Source organism: Orbaceae bacterium lpD02, assembly GCA_036251875.1.
Taxonomy (GTDB): Bacteria; Pseudomonadota; Gammaproteobacteria; order Enterobacterales; family Orbaceae; genus Orbus; species Orbus sturtevantii.
Window position 1 is genome coordinate 353,541 of the sequence record CP133960.1, and the last position, 20,622, is coordinate 374,162.

General features: G+C 34.0%; 20 protein-coding genes and 1 tRNA gene. 11 read left to right on the top strand and 10 right to left on the bottom strand.

The genetic code is table 11. The features are described from left to right. Positions 1 to 179: 179 nt before the first annotated feature. Positions 180 to 518 (top strand): iron-sulfur cluster insertion protein ErpA, encoded by a 339-nt coding sequence (gene erpA / locus RHO12_01560; GenBank protein ID WVD66469.1) that lies wholly within the window; start codon positions 180 to 182, stop codon positions 516 to 518. Positions 519 to 555: 37 nt separating this feature from the next. On the opposite strand, the gene RHO12_01565 is transcribed toward erpA, so the two are convergent. Then, positions 556 to 1,071, bottom strand: a complete 516-nt coding sequence (locus tag RHO12_01565; GenBank protein ID WVD66470.1) for an N-acetyltransferase family protein — start codon at positions 1,069 to 1,071, stop codon at positions 556 to 558. A 188-nt stretch (positions 1,072 to 1,259) separates the two neighbouring features. Here RHO12_01565 and RHO12_01570 point away from each other — a divergent pair, with 188 nt between their 5' ends. Next, positions 1,260 to 1,520, top strand: a complete 261-nt coding sequence (locus tag RHO12_01570; GenBank protein WVD66471.1) for a DUF1289 domain-containing protein — start codon at positions 1,260 to 1,262, stop codon at positions 1,518 to 1,520. 30 nt (positions 1,521 to 1,550) lie between these two features. On the opposite strand, the gene RHO12_01575 is transcribed toward RHO12_01570, so the two are convergent. Then, positions 1,551 to 1,883: a zinc ribbon domain-containing protein YjdM gene (locus RHO12_01575; protein WVD66472.1), complete on the bottom strand. Its 333-nt coding sequence runs from the start codon at positions 1,881 to 1,883 to the stop codon at positions 1,551 to 1,553. Between the two features lie 148 nt (positions 1,884 to 2,031). On the opposite strand from RHO12_01575, the gene RHO12_01580 reads away from it, so the two are divergent. Further along, on the top strand, positions 2,032 to 2,271 hold the full coding sequence (locus RHO12_01580) for a zinc ribbon domain-containing protein (GenBank protein WVD66473.1): 240 nt from the start codon (positions 2,032 to 2,034) through the stop codon (positions 2,269 to 2,271). A 39-nt stretch (positions 2,272 to 2,310) separates the two neighbouring features. On the opposite strand, the gene RHO12_01585 is transcribed toward RHO12_01580, so the two are convergent. Continuing rightward, positions 2,311 to 3,192, bottom strand: a complete 882-nt coding sequence (locus RHO12_01585) for a DMT family transporter (protein WVD66474.1) — start codon at positions 3,190 to 3,192, stop codon at positions 2,311 to 2,313. A gap of 580 nt (positions 3,193 to 3,772) precedes the next feature. On the opposite strand from RHO12_01585, the gene RHO12_01590 reads away from it, so the two are divergent. After that, entirely contained in the window at positions 3,773 to 4,189 is a 417-nt protein-coding gene (locus tag RHO12_01590) for a hypothetical protein (GenBank protein ID WVD66475.1), read from the top strand. 348 nt (positions 4,190 to 4,537) lie between these two features. On the opposite strand, the gene RHO12_01595 is transcribed toward RHO12_01590, so the two are convergent. The 5 genes from RHO12_01595 to srmB form a co-directional block, all read right to left on the bottom strand. Further along, positions 4,538 to 4,614, bottom strand: a tRNA-Val gene (locus tag RHO12_01595). Between the two features lie 145 nt (positions 4,615 to 4,759). Beyond that, complete coding sequence (locus RHO12_01600; GenBank protein WVD66476.1) at positions 4,760 to 6,154, bottom strand: MATE family efflux transporter; 1,395 nt, start codon at positions 6,152 to 6,154, stop codon at positions 4,760 to 4,762. 5 nt (positions 6,155 to 6,159) lie between these two features. Then, on the bottom strand, positions 6,160 to 7,482 hold the full coding sequence (rimO, locus tag RHO12_01605) for a 30S ribosomal protein S12 methylthiotransferase RimO (GenBank protein ID WVD66477.1): 1,323 nt from the start codon (positions 7,480 to 7,482) through the stop codon (positions 6,160 to 6,162). 270 nt (positions 7,483 to 7,752) lie between these two features. After that, positions 7,753 to 8,355: a peroxiredoxin C gene (locus RHO12_01610; protein WVD66478.1), complete on the bottom strand. Its 603-nt coding sequence runs from the start codon at positions 8,353 to 8,355 to the stop codon at positions 7,753 to 7,755. A 159-nt stretch (positions 8,356 to 8,514) separates the two neighbouring features. Further along, the gene (gene srmB, locus RHO12_01615) at positions 8,515 to 9,819 is read right to left on the bottom strand and encodes an ATP-dependent RNA helicase SrmB (protein ID WVD66479.1); all 1,305 of its coding nucleotides are present in this window, start codon (positions 9,817 to 9,819) and stop codon (positions 8,515 to 8,517) included. 280 nt (positions 9,820 to 10,099) lie between these two features. Between srmB and RHO12_01620 the strand changes: the two genes are divergently transcribed. Further along, positions 10,100 to 14,374, top strand: coding sequence for an acyl-CoA dehydratase activase-related protein (locus RHO12_01620; protein WVD66480.1), 4,275 nt, complete (start codon positions 10,100 to 10,102; stop codon positions 14,372 to 14,374). A gap of 56 nt (positions 14,375 to 14,430) precedes the next feature. Here the strand turns inward: RHO12_01620 and RHO12_01625 are convergent, their stop codons facing one another. After that, entirely contained in the window at positions 14,431 to 15,105 is a 675-nt protein-coding gene (locus tag RHO12_01625) for an OmpW family outer membrane protein (GenBank protein WVD66481.1), read from the bottom strand. Positions 15,106 to 15,368: 263 nt separating this feature from the next. Here RHO12_01625 and RHO12_01630 point away from each other — a divergent pair, with 263 nt between their 5' ends. Next, positions 15,369 to 15,509, top strand: a complete 141-nt coding sequence (locus RHO12_01630; GenBank protein ID WVD66482.1) for an entericidin A/B family lipoprotein — start codon at positions 15,369 to 15,371, stop codon at positions 15,507 to 15,509. Between the two features lie 431 nt (positions 15,510 to 15,940). After that, positions 15,941 to 16,336, top strand: coding sequence for a hypothetical protein (locus tag RHO12_01635; GenBank protein WVD66483.1), 396 nt, complete (start codon positions 15,941 to 15,943; stop codon positions 16,334 to 16,336). Between the two features lie 377 nt (positions 16,337 to 16,713). Here the strand turns inward: RHO12_01635 and RHO12_01640 are convergent, their stop codons facing one another. Then, the gene (locus tag RHO12_01640; protein ID WVD66484.1) at positions 16,714 to 16,905 is read right to left on the bottom strand and encodes a Flp family type IVb pilin; all 192 of its coding nucleotides are present in this window, start codon (positions 16,903 to 16,905) and stop codon (positions 16,714 to 16,716) included. A gap of 682 nt (positions 16,906 to 17,587) precedes the next feature. Here RHO12_01640 and RHO12_01645 point away from each other — a divergent pair. The 4 genes from RHO12_01645 to RHO12_01660 all read left to right on the top strand — a co-directional run bounded on the left by RHO12_01645 (position 17,588) and on the right by RHO12_01660 (position 20,010). Then, complete coding sequence (locus tag RHO12_01645) at positions 17,588 to 17,923, top strand: SMR family transporter (protein ID WVD66485.1); 336 nt, start codon at positions 17,588 to 17,590, stop codon at positions 17,921 to 17,923. Positions 17,924 to 18,025: 102 nt separating this feature from the next. After that, positions 18,026 to 18,340 (top strand): hypothetical protein, encoded by a 315-nt coding sequence (locus tag RHO12_01650; GenBank protein ID WVD66486.1) that lies wholly within the window; start codon positions 18,026 to 18,028, stop codon positions 18,338 to 18,340. 349 nt (positions 18,341 to 18,689) lie between these two features. Further along, a complete protein-coding gene (locus RHO12_01655) occupies positions 18,690 to 19,073 on the top strand; it encodes a hypothetical protein (protein ID WVD66487.1) in 384 nt (127 codons plus the stop codon). 247 nt (positions 19,074 to 19,320) lie between these two features. Continuing rightward, positions 19,321 to 20,010 (top strand): hypothetical protein, encoded by a 690-nt coding sequence (locus RHO12_01660; protein ID WVD66488.1) that lies wholly within the window; start codon positions 19,321 to 19,323, stop codon positions 20,008 to 20,010. Positions 20,011 to 20,622: the final 612 nt, after the last annotated feature.

Genomic DNA, 20,622 nt, shown 5'->3' on the forward strand with positions numbered 1-20,622 from the left:
TTGTGTATTTATTCATAAAATGAATGAAAATTCAAGCACCCAAATAATCAATTTTACTAATTTGTTTTATTTGTAATTTAATATTTAGTCCTTATATTAATTGTAATATAATAGATGATTATTAATCATTCCTTGGATTGCTCACTTAGTGCCATGCAAGGGAGAGTAGGAGAAAAGCAGTGATTGATACATTACCATTAATATTTACGGATGCCGCAGCAAATAAAGTTAAATCATTAGTTGAAGAAGAAGAAAACCCCAATTTAAGATTGCGTGTCTATATTACTGGCGGAGGATGCAGCGGTTTTCAGTATGGTTTTACGTTTGATGAGAAAATGAATGAGGATGATCTGACCATCGAAAAAAATGGCGTTGCTTTAGTCGTTGATCCGATGAGTTTGCAATATCTTGTCGGCGGTACAATTGATTATGTTGAGGGATTGCAAGGTTCACGTTTTGTGGTCGACAACCCAAATGCAACAACAACATGTGGTTGTGGCTCATCATTTAGTGTTTAACCGTTCTATCTCCTGCAAATTTTGTAGGAGAACAATTCTAATGCACAATTTGTTTTCCTAATATGATTAAATCACGCTTTATGCCATCAAGTTCCGCTATATTAAATAGATGCCCCCATTTACGGTAACCCAACTTTTCAAATAGTGCTAAGCTAGGGGAATTATGGGCAAAAATATACCCCAGTATCGTGTCTATCTTATGTTGCTGTGCAAATTGTTCGATTGCGATTACGGCATGCTGACCTATTTTTTTGCCGCGAAAAGCCTCATCAATATATAAGCTTATTTCAACTGTTTTGGCATAAGCGGGTCTGCCATAAAAGGTAGATAAACTTACCCAGCCGCAAGGCTGATTTTTATAGTTAATTAACCACAATGGCCTAGTTTCGACATTATGGGCATTAAACCACTCAATTCGATTGTCAACTGTTACTGGTGAAGTATCAGCTGTTACCATTCTACTTGCAATGGTTTGGTTATAAATTTCAACAATAAAAGATAAATCAGTTAGTTTAGCATTGGTAAATGTTATTTCATCGGCGATATTGTTCATATTTAATGATCTAGGTTAATAAGTTATATTTGCTATTATGCAATTAATACTGGCGGCTGTGAATAGTTCGAACTCATGATGGTAGCAAAATATAAAGGAAAGTTTTTTTGACTAAAAAAACATCAAAAAAATAATTCATTTGTGTATAATACATACTATTACTTAATGTTAATTGTTGTTAAACGATCATGTCACAGCAAATAGAAATTTTTACTATCCCAAGCCCCTGCAAAAGAGTTTGTGAAACGGATAAACAAGGTTATTGCTTAACCTGTTTTCGTTCCCGAGACGAGCGGTTTAGTTGGTTGGAATTGTCTGATGAGCAGAAGCAAGATATATTAAGGCTTTGTCGGCAAAGGGCGTTAAGGAAAAAATATTTTCTTTATCAACAGCAGCAACAAAATTTATTGCAACAATCCCAAAGCAGTGAGCAATTAGATCTGCTTTAATGCCGATTAAATCAGCATTAAATAGTAAATTTATGCTTTCTTTACGAAGCAGGCTTTAAGCATTATTTTCATCCCATCCACTTTACAGTCTATTTCGTGATCGCCTTCAACGAGACGGATACTTTTAGCCTTAGCGCCTTTCTTTAATACAGTAGATGATCCTTTCAATTTTAAATCTTTAATTAATATAATATCATCACCGTCAGCTAACAGATTACCGTTGCTATCTTTGACTTGTAATCCACTCTCTGTTGAAGTCGTTTGTTCATCCCATTCATGAGCGCACTCAGGGCAAATATATAAACTGCCATCCTGATAAGTATGTTCTGATTGGCAAATAGGGCAATTAGGGATTGAATTCATATGTTAAAATTTCCTTGATTATCATAATTAGCAGACTATAGCAAAAAATAGCGATTAAGTCATGTAAACACCCCCTAAAGAGTGTATTGAAAAATATTTTGGCTAGGAGTAGGATTTATCAATTCGATCACTTTATTCTGGAATAAGCATGAAAAGTTGTATTGCTTGCGGCATGCCGATGACCCAAATTGCAGATTATCCATTATATGATATATCTAAAAACTATTGTAAATACTGTGCTCATGCTGATGGTTCAATGAAAAATTTTGAGGAAAAATTGGACTGTCTTACCAAACATTATATAAATTTTCATAAAATGGATCATATTATTGCTAAACAAACAGCATATGTTGTTTTGAAAAAATTACCAGCTTGGAAACGAAAATAATCGTATCCTTGTATATAAAATATTCCCTAATAGATATTATTATTTTTTTGAGCAGAGAAAGATGCCTAAAATAATCAAAGTAGCGCTGATAAGATGAAAAAGATGTATTTGAGTATTTAAAAAAACAATACTAAAAATTCCACCAGATAAAGGAATTAAATGGGTATATACCTCACCGCGCGTCGCTCCAATTTGTGCAATCCCCCGGTTCCAAAAAAGATAAGCTAACCAAGAAGGGAAAATGACTAAATAAAGCAGACCTATAATAAAATCAAGCTGAGTATAGGCGCTAAAGCTTGTTATTGGGAAAAACATAAAATAGACAAGAGCAATAGGCAATAATATAAGGGTTCCTAATAAAGAGCTTATTGTTACAAACACATTATGTGGGATTGATTTATCTTTTTTTCTTAAAAAAGAACAATAAAAGGCCCAGCTAATTGCTGATCCCATTGCCCATAAATCACCTTTATTAAGATTTTTTAGTGCATCAAAATTAGATAAGTCACCTTTAAAGATAAGATAGAGCACGCCAAGAGAGCTTAATAGTACGCCTATAATATTATTTTTTGAAATTTGGTCATTAAATACTAATTTGTTAATCAACAATACCATAGCTGGCGTTGCTGACATATAAATTGCAGCATTAAGTGACGTAGTGTATTGCAGTCCGATATAGAGCGTTAGCGGAAACAGTACCTGACCAAATACGGCTAAAAATAGTGTCATTTTAATGGATTGCTTAATTTTACTATAATTGGCTATTACCTGTCGGTGATATAGTGTACAAAGCAATAAGGCCGTTATAGCCCAACGACCTTCTGATAAAACCATCGGATCACTATTAACAACTAATAAGTGACCCACAACGTAGTTTCCTCCCCAAAAACAAGCAGCTAAAGCAAGTAAAATATACGGCATATCGCTTCCTTTTATTTTTAGAATTATTGCAGTATTTGGCTACCATAGATAAAGAATGATCTATTGCATTACATCTTGCAAGCAAATAATATTTTATAAAAATATTATTTGCCATATCTAAACCAAAGTCGGTTATAGTTTTTCATCACAATACAAACGCTAAGCGTTTTTTCAGGAAAGTAGAATATCACTAATTAATTTTGCATGGTGGAGTGTGAAAAGGTTAATTTTAATCATTTACTTATTTGGTTTAGTTGAATGCAGTGAAAAATATCACAAATCATGAGCAATACTTAATTGGAAAATGGGATCGTAGCGATACTTACTTTTTTTTATAAGAAGAATTTTAGGCGAAAAGCTAATAAATGATATTTATGATTTCAATGGAAATTATGAAGACTTTTTAAACGACAAATATAATGAATGCACGTATAACTTAAATCTTATTAAAAAAATTCTATAGAATCATTAAATCTTATTCTAAATCCTCCTGGTAAAGTTTTTTTATTAACATAAGACAAGCTTCAATCTTTATGCGAAAGCGGTATAATACTGCTACTTTAATTTATGAGGTAGCAAAGTGAAAAAGTTATTCTTAATTAGTTTTATAACTACTATTTTGATTGGGTGTGGCGGAAAAAACAATAAAATCACAGAAGAATATTTGGTTGGTAATTGGGATTGTAACTACACTTTTTTTGTTTATGATAATAATTCTAAAGGATATAAAGAAGAAAACAAAGAGAGTTTTTCTTCAGGGCTTGAAAAAATAGATGGAAAACTTTTCTCTGAGGGTAAGCAGGTTCCGTTTGAAAAAGCTTTCACTACATGGAAATCTTCAACTAAAATATCTGGTTATGATGTAACTAATGATGTAGTCGCTACAAAAAATAGTGATAACGAATTTCTCATAACAATTAAATCAGATGCGTATAATAATTCTAATGGAGAAAAAACCTTAAGAAAATCTGAAATGCTATGCACTAGGATAAAATAAACACAGCCTATTTAAACAAGCCCTCTTATGAGGGTTTTTTATTATCTAAAATTAGAAATTTTATGAACAATTATCCTTTATCTATAAGAACGGTATGACTGTCTGGATATAGTCGAAGTCAATCCGCTGGATTTTTGACTACCAAAGTAAGCGAGGGAGTGTTATATAAAAATTGCAAAGTATCAGGCAACGACTGTGTCAGCTTCTTTTTAGTTGGTAAATGATAAAACGATGATATTCCATAGTCGGTTTCGGAATAAAATCAAAATGAGTAGTGAATTTTACCCCAAGATAAAAAATAAATTAAATAAAAAACATTGCAAACTATTGGAGAGTAAGGATTTGAAATGGTACGCCCGAGTGGACTCGAACCACCGACCCCCACCATGTCAAGGTGATGCTCTAACCAACTGAGCTACGGGCGTATAAGACAGGGAGAATATTAACGTTGTTCATCAGTTCTGGCAAGTAAAAAAATTAAAATTAGCTTGTTTTTTGTACTGTTAAGTGGTTTTTGCTTGCAAAACAAACAAATCACGCTATTTATAATTTAATTGAGCGATTATGTTGCTAGCGAGATGCGCGTGCGAGTATTTGCTCAATAGGTTGTTTTTGAATATAAATCATACGTGCGATCAATAAAATCGCTGCAAATGATAACCCTACAATAATGCCGACCCAAAAGCCAGCTACTCCCATCGGTCGACTCGTTATTAACGTGGTAAACGATAGTATATAACCGAGTGGTAAACCTATTATCCAGTATGAAATCAACGTAATATAAAGAATACTTTTGGTGTCTTTGTAGCCTCGAAGCACATTGCTTGCAGTAACTTGCAAGTAATCAGATAATTGATAGATCGCTAATAAAATAATTAATTGCATGCATAAAATTGTGATCGCACTATCAGACGTAAACCAAGCGATCAGCATCGATTTAAATAGTATTAGTATGACAGCAACAGTTAGGGCACTCATTAACGCGATAGTCAAACTAATTTTAGCTGTCTGCTTAGCTAATATAGGCTGTTTATTACCTAACAGATAACCGACACGAATACTGGTTGCAACGCCTAATGAAAGTGGAATTGCAAATGTCATGCTACTAATTGTAAAGATTATTTGATGGGCAGATACCGCATCTTTACCCAGAGGAGCAATCATCAAGGCGATAATAGCAAATAAGCTAACCTCAAAAAAATAGGCTAGTGCGAGCGGTATTCCAAGCACCATGATCCGCTTAATGATGCTTCGATTAAATAGGTGAATAAAGGGTGTTTTTTTTATATCTTGCTGGCTACCTGCAAATAATGTAAAACACTTTATTAACGCGAACATAAGCCAAAAAATAATTGCGGCAGTGATCCCGCAGCCAACACCACCAAACTCAGGTAAGCCAAACTTACCATAAATAAGAATATAGTTAATGGGAATATTGGCAACCAGAGCAATAAACATAATAAACATGGCTGGCTTTGTATTTGAAAGTCCTTCACATTGAAAACGATAGACTAAATAAAATAAAAAACCAGGTACTCCCCACATAATTGAACGTAAAAAGTGAACAGCTACATAGATCATCTCAGGATCGATTGGGTTATCAATGCTATTACGTAGGGCAATTAGTTTGTCTGAATTATACAGAAAGGCCATCATCAAAATGGATAAAATAGTCGCAATAATTAAACCTTGTCGAGTATGATCGGCAATTTGTTCTCGTTTCGCCGCGCCATTGAGGTTTGATATAATTGGTGTAAGAACCGAGAGCAGACCTTGTCCAAATAAAATAGTGGGTAGCCATATTGATGCGCCAATTGCAACGCCAGATAGCGCGGTAGCACTATAATGACCGGCCATGATAGTATCAACAAAAGTGATCCCCGTTTGTGCCAGCTGCGCCACAATAACGGGAATCGCTAATTTAATAATGATATTGACTTCTTTACGGTAGGAGGGCTTTATCATATCGTTTATTTAACTACAGCGCCCCAAAGGTCATATTCGTCTGAATGTGAAATCTTAACATTAACGATATCGCCAGCCGTCACTGAAAATTCTTCGTTTAAATATACGACACCATCAATTTCGGGAGCATCAGCCATGCTACGACCAATCGCGCCTTCCTCGTCAACTTCATCAATCAAGATTGGTAACGTTTTACCTATTTTATTGGCTAGCTTTTCTGTTGAGATTGCTTGCTGTAATTGCATAAACTGATGGTAGCGTTCCTGTTTTACGTCCTCAGGAATTTGATCGGCTAAACTATTAGCCGCCGCCCCGTCAATGGCACTGTAGGTAAAGCAGCCAACGCGATCGAGTTTTGCTTGATCTAGAAAGTTTAAAAGTAAATCAAAATCGCGCTCGGTTTCACCCGGATAGCCAACAATAAACGTTGAACGCAGTGTAATATCAGGGCAGATATCGCGCCATTTATGAATACGTTCAAGGGTTCGCTCAATTGAACCCGGGCGTTTCATTGATTTTAAAATCGCCGGACTTGCATGCTGTAATGGTACATCAAGATAAGGTAATATTTTGCCATCCGCCATTAATGGAATTAAATCATCGACGTGAGGGTAAGGATAAACATAGTGCAATCTAACCCATATACCTAATGATGATAGCTGCTCACTAAGCGTTTGAATATCACTTTTAACTGGCATACCATTCCAAAAACCAGTACGATTTTTAACATCAACACCATAAGCGGAGGTATCTTGGGCGATAACCAATAGCTCTTTAACTCCGCTGTCGGCCAATCTTTTTGCTTCATCGAGTACATTACCGATCGGTCGACTAACCATATCACCTCGTAATGATGGAATAATACAAAACGTACAACGATGGTTACAGCCTTCGGAAATTTTTAAATAGGCGTAATGTTTTGGTGTTAATTTGACGCCTTGAGATGGCACTAAACTAGTATAAGGATTATAGGTTGGTTTTGGTGCATATTTGTTTACGTGATTTAACACGGCCTCATAGCTATGAGGACCTGAAATTTCAAGTACTTTAGGATGTATTTTTCGAATCTGATCTTCTTTGGCACCAAGGCAACCGGTAACGATAACTTTACCATTTTCATGCAGTGCTTCACCAATAGCCTCCAGCGATTCTTGTACCGCGCTATCAATAAAGCCACACGTATTAACAATAACAAGATCGGCATTATCATAGCTAGGTACAACTTGATAACCTTGGGTTCTGAGTTCAGTGAGTATTCTTTCTGAATCAACTAAGTTTTTTGGGCAGCCAAGACTGACAAAGCCAATAGTAGGAGAAATATTAATCATAATTAAATTATATTGTAAAAGATTAAGTTGTTAAAAATCAACTGATTATAGATATGCTTATTGCTGTGTATTCTAGCATAGAAAAAGTAAGTTCACTAATCATTTTCTGTTGTATTTTGATTAATGGTTCTATTTAACATTGCTTTGAAAAATGTGAATGGTAGACATTATATTTTGAGGGTGATGATAAACCGTTATAACAAAATAATAATGGACATTAATAATAAAAAAAAACCGGGACATAATCCCGGTTTGCGATTAACCACTATATTATAGTTCGTTAGCGTGTTGTTTTAAAAAGCTTGCTACGCCATCAGGGCTATCTTTCATGCCTGCTTTACCTTTTGTCCATTGTGCAGGGCAAACTTCACCGTGTTCTTCATGGAATTGGAAAGCATCAACAATACGTAAGATTTCATCGATATTACGGCCAATCGGTAAATCATTTATCGTTTCGTGACGCACAATACCTGACTTATCAATAAAGAATGATGCACGTAAAGCAACACCAGCATCAGGATGTTCTATACCATAAGCTTGCATAATACAATGTTTAACATCGGCAACAATCGGGTATTTTACTTCGCCAATTCCGCCTTTATCTTGTGATGTATTACGCCATGCATTATGTACGAATTCTGAGTCCATCGATACACCAATCACTTCAACACCACGTTTTTTAAATTCATCTAAACGGTGATCGAACGCAATAATTTCAGATGGGCAAACAAACGTAAAATCCATTGGCCAAAAGAACACAACAGCATATTTGCCTTTAGTAAAACTTGAAAAATTAAAATCATTTACAATTTCACCATTACCTAATACTGCAGATGAAGTAAAGTCAGGTGCTTTGCGAGTAACTAATACCATGGTATGTCTCCTTAACTATTTTATATTATTCTGTAGGATGTTGTTATACATCATTATTAACAATATCTAACTGATAGAACTGAAAGATGACGATTATTATAACGTTCAAATTAAATTATCAAACATGTTAAAAACAATTGTTTTTATAAGTTTTAACTATTAAGTTTTGCTTATTGATAATTTTTTCTTAGGTTTGCCAATGTTTTTAGTATCGCGTTCTCGCACTTTTTTCTTTTTAGTATCTTGATTTTTTTCATTTTTCTTTGTTTTGGCTTTTTCTGATAGTTTTTTCTTTTTACTTATTGCTGGCGCTTTTGTTTGTGGCCTTAATTCATGGACGATGCGCAGCTTTAACGGCTCTTGAATGTAGCGTTCAATTTTTTTCAGTAAATCATAGTCATGCGCTTCTACTAAAGAGATAGCTGTACCTTTTTTACCCGCTCTCGCCGTTCTCCCTATGCGGTGCAGATAGACGTCAGCTGTTTTGGGCATATCAAAATTAAATACATGACTAATGTCGTCAAAATCGAGTCCTCTCGAGGCAACGTCAGTTGCAACCAAAATATTGACGGTGTTGTTTGCCATTCTTTTGATTGCTTCATTACGCTTAGCTTGAACCATCTCTCCTTCTAAATAACAAGTGCGGATTTTAGCATTATTTAGCCACGTTACTAGTTCATGGACGCGCTCTCGTTTACGAACAAAAATAACACTTTTTGTCACTTCATCTTGCCGCAATAAGTTAATTAATAATGCTGTTTTATGTTCAACATTATCGGCTCGATAATAAAATTGTAATATTTTTTTACGTTCTTTACGTGACGGGTCTGCTTTTATTTCAACGGGCTCTTGTAAAATCCTCTGCGCAAAGTCATACACGCCATTACCTTCAAGTGTGGCAGAGAACAGCAGGGTTTGTGTGCGCCAGCGTGTTTCAGCTGAAATCGTTTCAACATCTTGGGCAAATCCCATATCAAGCATACGATCAGCTTCGTCAAGAATTAGCATTTCTACGGCTCGGCAGTCAAAATTTTCTTCTTTGATATACTGAAGTAGACGACCCGTTGTTGCAATTACAATGTCTTGGTTTTTACTAAAAACTTCAGCATGATTCATATAAGCAACACCGCCCGTAATGGTTGCAGTGCTTAGTGCTGTGAATTGAGTTAACCATTTAGTTTGCTCAGCAACTTGCATTGCCAGCTCTCTCGTGGGGGTCAAAATTAAAATGCGTGGCGGCCCAGGTTTATGACGGGGAAAATCAAGTAAATGTTGCACCGCCGGAATTAAATAAGCTAAAGTTTTTCCAGTTCCTGTTGGGGCTGACCCTAAAATATCACGATTATCAAGTGCATAAGGAATTGTTTGCGATTGAATCGTTGTTGGTACAGTGATGTTTTGTAAGCTAAGTGCTTTTAAAATTAGCTCGTTTAAGTCAAAAGATGAAAAATCATCGGTAGTCATGGTCAGTTCACAATTATAAGCAAAGTATTAGTGTAACATATTTGTGATATTTGTATGAGAGTAATTAATCTGCGCAAGATTCTAGGCAGCATTAAATTTGACTTAATATAAAGTCAGTATCATTCAAAATTTATTGTTCATAATCAATAAATAATAGCTATAATAGTTTGCATTTCGTCATTTTAATAAACGCCTGATGGTGAAATAACATATCAGTAAAGCATAAATTAGCTATTTTAATTTTTTGAAAACTATAAATTTTGTAAAGTGAGTTTGTTTTATGTCAAAAAAATTTAGACTAGGGCTTGATGTTGGTTCTACAACTGCAAAATGCGTTGTGTTAGATGAGCAAGATAATTTTATCTATACTAACTATGTGCGTCATAATACTTATATTGTACCTACTGTTATTCAATTGCTTAATGAAATAAAGCAACGAGTAGGGGATGAGGCTTTACTTTCCATAAAGGTCACTGGCTCTGCAGGAATGGGAATAGCTGAAAAAGCCGATATCGCTTTTATTCAAGAGGTTATTGCGGCATCGGAAGTGGTACAGCAAAAGTACCCAGATGTTAGAACATTAATCGATATTGGCGGTGAAGATAGTAAAATGATCTTTTTTTTTCCTGATAGAGCGCCAGATATCCGCATGAATGGGAGCTGTGCAGGGGGAACTGGTGCATTTATCGACCAGATGGCGAGTTTACTCAATGTACCCGTGCAAGAGTTTGAACAGCTCGCTAAACATCATGATCATGTTTTTCCTATCGCCTCCCGCTGTGGCGTGTTTGCTAAAACAGATGTGCAAAATCTTATTAGTCGCAATGTTTCAAAAGAGAATATAGCCTATTCTGTACTCCATGCGGTATGTATTCAATTAGTAAATACCTTAGCTCGTGGCTATGATATTATTCCCAAAGTGATGCTAATTGGTGGCCCATTTTCATTTATTCCCACGCTAAACAAAGCGATACTTGCAACGTTAAATTTAACGGAACAACAAAGCGTTAAAACTGAATTCCCTACATTATTATCTGCTTGGGGAGCGGCTATTCATTTAGTTGAACGAAGTGAAATTTTGATTAATGATTTTATTACAAGACTTAATCAGTCGCTTAAAATAAAAAATAGTGAGTCATTTAGGTTAACGCCATTATTTGGTCATTCATTAAGTTTTGATAAGTGGCAACAAAATCGCCGTTATATTCAGATCCCTCGGACTGATTTAAAACAGTATCAAAAACATAATGCTTATCTCGGTATTGATAGCGGTTCAACCACCACCAAAATTACATTAATCGGTGAGGATGATGAGCTATTATTCACTTATTATGCCCCCAATAATGGGCACTCAATTGCCGCCCTTATTAAAGGGCTGAATATCTTAAAGGATGAAATTACAAGTAGCGGTAAGGCTATTAACATAATCCGAACGGGTGTAACGGGGTATGGTGAAGAGTTATTAAAAGCGGCATTTTCAATTGATGATGGATTAGTAGAAACAATGGCACATTTTGCAGCAGCCAAGCATATCGAACCGAATGTTTCGTTCATTATGGATATTGGCGGGCAAGATATGAAAGCGATTTTTGTTGCAAATGGGATCGTCAATCATATTGAGCTTAATGAAGCGTGTTCATCTGGATGTGGTTCATTTATTGAAACATTTGCTAAATCACTTAACTCAAATACCGTTGATTTTGCTAATGCTGCATGCCAATCAAATAGCCCTTGTGATCTGGGCACTCGCTGTACTGTTTTTATGAATTCAAAAGTTAAACAAGCGCTTAGAGAGAATGCTTCAATAGGCGATATCTCTGCTGGTCTCGCTTTTTCGGTAATTAAAAATGCGATCCATAAAGTTTTAAAACTACATGATATGAGTAAACTAGGTGAGCACATCGTTGTACAAGGTGGGACATTTAAAAACCCAGCGGTCTTTAGGGCACTGGAGCAACTGACTGGTGTAGAAATATCTAGTTCTAATATTCCAGAACTGATGGGGGCATACGGTAGTGCGCTGGTTGCTAAAAATAATTATTTAAAAGAACGAAAACCATCCCAATTTATTGGGCTTGAGCACCTAGATAAAGCAACGGAGAATCGTGCTAAAGAGTCCCGTTGCAAAGGTTGTGAAAATCACTGCGATATCATGATTTATCGTTTTGCCAATGGCAATCGATATTATTCAGGGAATAAGTGTGAACAACTTTTAAGTAACAATCCCCTTAAAGATAATAATTCATTTAACATGTTTGACTATAAAAATAAATTATTATTTGAGCGAGCGAATCATCATCTTAATGATTCAAGCCTTCATATCGGCATTCCGCGAGTACTAGGGCTTTACGAGAATTTCCCGTTTTGGCACACATTGCTGACCGAATGTAACATTAATGTTACGCTTTCGCCTTTTTCTGACATGAAAATTTACGAAAAAGGCACCGGTACGGTTATGTCAGACAGTATCTGTTTTCCAGCAAAACTAGTTCATGGTCATATTATTGAGTTAGCTGAAAAGAGCGTCGATCGCATTTTTATGCCAATGGTAGTATTGGAGTCTAGCGAATTTAATAATGCTGTAAATAATTATAATTGCCCCATTGTGAGTAGCTACTGCGAAGTAATCAATAGTGCCATTAACCCCGTATCAAAATATGGTATACCCTTTGATTATCCTGTAATAAATTTTACAGATCTTAAATTACTTAAAAAAGGGTGTTTTGTTTATCTACAATCATTAGGTATCACTAAGTCGTTATTTGAAAAAGCATTTGCCAAAGCAATTAATGAGCAAGCGAGCTATAAGCAAGCTCTTTATCAAAAAGCCATTCAAGTGATAAATAATTCAAAAGAATCAGGTCGCGATGTATTTATTTTAGCGGGTAGGCCTTATCATTCAGATAGTTTGATTAACCACAAAACACCCGAAATACTTAATGCCTTAGGGTGTGACGTTGTCACTGAGGATTCTGTGCTGGGAGCCGTCAATGCCTTATCTCCTGACCTGCAAATTTGTGCTCAATGGAGTTACCCTAATCGATTGTATGCCGCTGCCGCTTTCGTCGCTAGCCAGCCAAAAAATGTTCAATTCGTTCAACTTAATTCTTTCGGTTGTGGCCCTGATGCTGTGGTAACGGATGAATGTAAATCAATTTTAGAAGCCGCTGGTAAGACGAGTACCATTATTCGCGTTGATGAAATTTCTGCAACAGGTTCGGTTCGGTTACGATTGCGCTCTATCGTTGAATCTATTCGCATGAATAATAAACAGCCTTTAATTAAAAGAGAACGTAAAACTACCGCGGTATTTAGCTTAGAGGATAAACAACGCCGAACAATACTTGCTCCTTTTATTTCTGAGTTTTATTCTCCAGTTTTATCGCCAATTTTTGCGTTATCGGGTTATAAACTTGAAACTTTACCTAAACCCGACAAAAGTTCTGTTGAATGGGGATTAAAATATTGTAATAACGAAATTTGTTATCCTGCAACAATTATTGTTGGCGATATTATTAAAGCACTCTATTCAGGTAAATATCAACGCGATAGGGTTGCGATTGGTATAACGCAAACGGGTGGTCAATGCCGAGCAAGTAGTTATCTTTCATTAATAAAAAAAGCCATGATTAGTAACGGTTTTGACGATATTCCTATTGTCTCTTTAAGCAATGGTAATATGGATGAGAATAAACAACCTGGGTTTAAGCTTAATTGGCTAAAATCTCTGCCTCCGACATTTTTTGCTATGCTATTTGCTGATTCATTGGCCAAAATGTACTATGCTATCGCGCCGCGAGAAGTTGTAAAAGGTCAGGCAGCACAATTGCGCGATCAATATATAACTTCCTTAAAACGCATCGTTGAGTTAAGACTCGGTAAAAACGCTATATTTAACTTATTAAATGAGGCTGTTGATAGTTTTAATCAGGTTATTACCATTGATAAAGTGTGTCCACAAATTGGTATTGTTGGTGAGATCTATGTTAAATACAACAGTTTTGCAAACCAGCATAGTGTCGATTGGCTGGTCGAACAAGGGATTGAGCCAGTTATTCCATCTATGATGGAGTTTTTCTCACAGTGCTTTGTTAATTACGATAGCAATGTTGATAATTATTTAATACAAAAAAATTTCCTTTCTTATCTCGTATTCTTTTTTGAAAGAATTGCGCAAAAGTATATTAATAGAACCAATAAAATAATGCGCCAGTTTAATTATTACCAGCCTTTTCATGATATTCGTGATATGGCTGAAAAAGCAAAGAAGATTTTAAACTTGAGTAATCAATTTGGTGAGGGGTGGTTAATTCCCGCTGGAATTATGACATTTGCAGAGCAGGGTATTAATGATGTCATTAGCCTGCAACCGTTTGGGTGTATAGCTAATCATGTGGTCTCAAAAGGAGTTGAGAAACGAATGCGCGATATTCATCCTCAGTTAAATTTATTATATTTGGATTTTGACGATGGTGCAGGAGAGGTTAATGTGTTAAATCGTTTGCACTTTATTGTCAGCTCGTTGAAATACAAAAAATTAGAGCGAATTGTCTAACCAGCTTATTCTCCTGACTTAAAAATAGCGCCTTAATAAGTCAGGAGAATATTAATTTAAAATCGATAACCTAAGCTAACCATTACAACCCATGGGTCGAGTTTATATTTTGCGGTAATTTTATCATTGCCTAGGTAAGTGGTCGCATCAGTTTTTATGTCGATATAACGCGCTTGAGCATTGACTAGCCACTTATCAGTAATCGAGTAATCCATACCAACCTGAGCAGCCCATCCCCATGATGAATCAAGATCAAGTCCACGATTGAAGCCATTGTTCTTTGCTTCACCACTAAGTTTTTCATCAAAGAAAAATGTATAATTGACGCCAGCACCGACATAAGGTTGTACTTTGTAATTTGAATCAAGCGGATACCAGACCAAGCTTAGTGTTGGTGGTAAATGTTTGATTTTTCCTAGACTGGTGCCTGATAAGCTCGTTGCGTTGCCGCCGCCTAATGTAATTTTATGGCTAAACGGCGTTGCAGCAAGTAATTCTACACCTAAATTATCTGTTACCATGTATTGGAAGTTTAACCCCAACTGCGTATCGTTATCTGCTTTAGCTTTTAGATCTGTTTTAGCACCATTGAGTTTTACTGAATCACTATCATGTTTAGGATGTACATATATTGCGCCACCTCTAACTATAATATCATCGGCCTTGTGAGCATAGCTTGCCGTACTTACTAAACCTAATGCTATTGCCACTAATGTTAATTTTAATCTCATATTTAATCCTTAGTAATTTTAATGATATAAAACCCTTGTTTCTGTAATGATATTATAATCGTATGATTTGTATAATTTTGTCAAAGGGAAATTGATATTTTTGGGATATTGCTCAAAAATTAAAAATAATTAAGCTAACTCATGTGTGGCATCGTGATAGAGTATGACAAACTAATGGTAAACGTTATTTTAATTAAATAGTATTGTAATTCAACAATTTATTTGCAATTATATGGTTACTCTCACAATTAAGGAATTGAGCTATGCAAAAAATTATTTTAGTTTTTATTATGTCTTTAGTCTTTTTATCTGGTTGTAATACGGTATCTGGAGCAGGGGAAGATATTCAAGCTAGTGGTAAAGCGATAACCACCGCGGCAGATGATGTTAAAAGTAAGTTATAATTTGACCCGTAAAATTATCATGTACCTTGAGTGTATCATAGTCTATTTTTAAATAGCCAACTCTTTGGCTTTACTTGTGCTGGCAGCTTTTAATACTCTTTTATTTATTGCTGTGTCAAGAAAGCCATTTTCCACCCATCTATTCTAAATTATCACTTTCGCCCGACTGGTTTTTTAATGCCTACCCACAGAATTGAATAAATTTGTTAAGAATTTGTTTTATATTCAATAAGCTCAAATAGAGCTGCTGAGCTTTTTTCTCATTTTTATTTTAATTTATTGATTTATATCAATAATATTTAATATAAATAATCTTGATTATGTATGTTATGATTGACAAAATAGTATTTTATATGTATATTTATACAGTATTAAGTGGCCACTTAATTTACACATATAATCCAATAAATATAATAAAAAGGAATAAAAATATGAAACAAACTTCAACTTCTGGGACTTTAAAAGTAGGTAAAATAGCACATCAAGGTTATGGATATAGTAGTTGGAATTGGGATAGCCCAAATAATGGCAAGAATAGTTCTTTTTCTTCTAATTTAGAGACATTAGAAGCATTAGGGGTGTGGGCGGGTTCTCTTGTATTAAGATTTTCTGGTCTTGATGATTTACCACTGTATCCTGATTTTTGTAAGTTATATATTGATGACGAGCTAATTTATGTAGGGAAAAAAGGCTATACTGCAGGCGGTGGATTTTTTGAATACAGTGCATATCCATCAGCGAGCTCATATGACCTAACTGAGTTTTTTTCCGAATCAAAAATTGGAACTTCTTATAATATTCACCTAGAGTTTTTTGATGCTTTATAAAATTATAGCTTTTTAAACCTCCACTTAATTTTACTAATTACGGCGGCAAGTACAGGATATGTAATAAAAGGAACTGATCAATTCGCTAGTACGCCGCCATTTTTCAACTCGCGGCTTCCAATATGAAAATTTTCATTATGGGTATATCGCCTGTCGCTCATTTTTTGGGAACTATATGTACTTTTTAACTCTGATAACTATTACTCAGAGACCACATCATAAATAAAGACAGACAGTATGGCTTTGGGATTATAGGAAATAGATGTGTATTTATAAAACTAAAAACCCACTTGGTGGGGTTTAGTAAATTAATATCAAGGACCGCTTTAAAAAGAAATACTCGATAACAGTTAGTATTAATTAAATAGTGTTTTTTACTAATTAATAAGATTAACTAATTGAGTTGATAGCGTGTTAAATATATTGGTTAACATCTCTGACTCAGGTCCTGGTTCACCGAAAACAAATGTGACGACAACAGTAACACCAACTGCAACAATGGCATATTCAATAGCAGTAACACCCGCTTCATTTCTTACAAATTTATTGGTGAAATTATTTAATTTCATTTTTACTCCCTTCAACAATAAGATTGATTAATTTTTTTTACTGAACATAGTGATTCCAATCATTAGAACGGAATTGATGTTATATATAAAAATATATTATTTCAATTAGTTAAAAGCTAGTAATAATCTATCATTGGAGATTAATTTTCATGTATATAGATTATCTGTAATAAAGAGAGTTGTGGTTGAATTTTTTTAATTAATAAATTCAGATGGTTATATTTTTTATATGCAATAAGTTACTACTTCCACTTTGCAATAAGACTTATTTATAAAATGGCTTTATATAAAAAATTAAAGATTGATATCGTAAATAATTTGATTTTAATCAAAATATCGCGGTGTTTATTCTACATGCAGAAATTGAACTCAATCTATACCTACCTTTTGACAAATCTGTAGATTTTTATAGTAGCATATTGTTTTTTTAATTTTGAACAAGAAAGTCAACTGTAAAAATAATAATTCAATATCTTCATCAAGTCTGACCTGCGTCGAGCTTTTTTGCTAGTTAAAAATGCAAACTAACAAACCATATACCAACGAAATATTAAGTTTTTCACCTTTAAAATTAGTTTTATTACAACGAAAAATAACGTTTTTCAATGTATTTATTTTTTAATATTTTGATATTATTTGATTATTCCGCTAAAATAAAATCCTTTGATGAAAGGAGAGTTATATGAAATGGCTTTTCTTGATTTTTGCAATTATTGGTGAAATCATTGGTACAACCGCCCTAAAAAGTACTGATGGTTTTACTAAGATATATCCAAGTATTTTATCAATCGTGGGATATATTGCTGCATTTTACTTTTTATCTTTAACTTTAACTTTAAAGTATTTACCAGTGGGCATAGCTTACGCTTTTTGGTCTGCGATAGGCATTGTTTTGGTTGCGATTATTAGTTATTTTTTGTATGGGCAAAAGTTAGATATGCCAGCGATAATTGGGATGATATTCATTATCATTGGTGTTGTTATTATGAATATTTTTTCTAACTCAATTAGCCATTAATTTTCAAAATCCATTTAAATTAGCCTGGCCAAGTGTTAGGCTTTTTTATTGCCTGCGATTTTGTTAAAATTACATAAATAATAATAACAAAAGAACGATTATATGTTTGATGAAATAGAAAATTTTTTTCACGATTTAGTTTTAACCATTTGGCATTTTTTCTATAAAGTTATAAGTTGGCCTTATCCCAATATTCGGGGGCGTTATCTTACTTCTGGTGAAGGTAATTCAGTTGGGTTTTATCTGCTCGCCTTATTTGGTTTTTTTTCATATTATTTTCTATCAGTTTTATTTAAAAAAAAGGAAGATAGGAAAGAAGCCATTTCTAAAATAATAAATGATTCTGACTTTAAACGCTTGATTTTAATTTTAGCACTGATACTTATATTTCTTTGGGTGGAGAGAGACAAATACTAAATAGTGATGAGCTAAAAATTCTGTAAAAACTAAAATAAAGCAATACCAATGCCTCAATTAAGAGGTTTTTTTATATCCAAAATTTGAGTAAGTCGATCACATTAACCAAACCTGTATATAGATAATACATTTCGGCTTAATCAATCTAGATGTATCTCTTTGGTTAACTCTCTGTTTTCTTGTTTTATTTTTATTTATTGATTTATATCAATTTACTTGAAATGCAAATAACCTATACAGTGTATATTTTGATTGACAAAATAGTAAATATGCTGTATATATATACAGCATTAAGCGGCCACTTAATTCACAAGTATAATCCAATAAATATAATAAAAGGAATCAAAATATGAAACAAACTTCAGCTTCAGGCACTTTAAAAGTAGGTAAAATTGCAGCTAATGGTTATGGCTATAGTATTTCGAATTGGAATAGCCCAAACAATGGTAGAGATAGCTCTTTTTCCTCTAACTTAGAAGCATTAGGATTGTGGGGGAGTACTCTTGTATTAAGATTATCTGGTCTTAATGATTTGTCATTGTACCCTAATTTTTGTAAGTTATACGTTAATGATGAGTTAGTTTTTATAGGGAAAAAGGGTTACAACGCAGGTGAGTTTTTTGCATACAATGCATACCCATCAGAAAACTCATATGACATAAAAGAAATTTTTTCAGAATCAAAAATTGGTATTTCTTATAATGTTCAAATAGATTTTTTTGATACTTTATAAAATTGTAACTTTTTAAACCCTCACTCCGTTTTATCAATTACGGCGGCAACACTAGACACACAAAATAAAGCTATTGAGCTAACAGCTAGTACGCCGCCACTATTCAATTCACAGCTTCCAATAGTAGCAACCATGAAGACTTTCATTATGGGTAGATATTCATCGCCTGTCTCTTATTTTTGGGGAGCAATATGTACTTTATTTGGAGCATTTAGCTTAAATGAGATAGCCGTAATCATTGGTGGGTATGTCTGAGTCATTCGGAAGTTTAGTTTATGATTCTATCGAATTAGGGGGTATTACCAGTTCACCTGTATTCAAATTATGGCGCTATGGACGTCAAGATTTAGTAAGAGCCTACAAACAAATGGGTAATTGGGTTCTTAGAGCTGAAATTCTAAGCGATATTGATTCCTTATACTCCATAGCACAAGATGCCGAAAATATATTTTTGCATGATAAAGAAAGAAACGAATCAAGCCTTATTATACCTATGTCATATAGCACAGAGAATATTGGCGAGATAGTCGAAAAATGTGAATTAGTAATAGTAATGAAATTTGACGATGAAACACCGCCTAGTTATTATCGCTGTACTCGGCCTAATGGTGAAACATATGAATTATCTCTAAAACAAAGGTTAATATGCATGTTGGATATTTTAGTTTATTCTACTTATTATATTATTACGATAGTTACTCTTTGGATGTGTTACTATTTTCGGAGCTTCAACTCTGTTGATTACAAGTATAATAGGTCATTACGTTTAAAACGACGATTAACTTTAATTTTCGCCTATTTAATTGGAGGAATTCAGGCTCATATTTGCTCTAGTAGAAAAATCATATTTTATAATATAGATAATGATTTTATTTTGGCTTCTGCTATTTTTTTCTCGTTGTTTATATTTTTGCATTGGGCTGGATTGAGGCAATAAAGCTCCAATCGAACAATAGATAACAACTTTTTTTTACAATTTCTTATATTATCCTATTAGGGCGATTGGAAATTCCAAAACAAACACATAAAAAGAAAAAAAAGTTTAAATAGTGTTTTATTTTATAATGAAAGGGCTTGAGAAAGCCTTTTTTGTTTTTGAAGGGCATGATATTTTACAGAAATTATTCAACCGCCATTTTATCGCCACTGGTTAATGTTTATTCAATATGGAGAGTTTGATTTTAAAAGCAATTTATTGATTTATAACGTTTTAAATGGTGGGTTGTGGGGGGATCGAACCCACGACCAATTGATTAAGAGTCAACTGCTCTTCACTTTAGTTAATTAAGCTAGTTACTATTTTATTTTAATCATTAACTTTTTACATTCGATTTTATACAATTAACATTTTCCTTTCAACTTAATACAATTAACATTTTCCTTTCAACTTAATACAATTAACATCTTCCTTTCAACTTAATACAATTAACATCTTCCTTTCAACTTAATACAATTAACATCTTCCTTTCAACTTAATACAATTAACATCTTCCTTTCAACTTAATACAATTAACATCTTCCTTTCAACTTAATACAATTAACTTTCCGC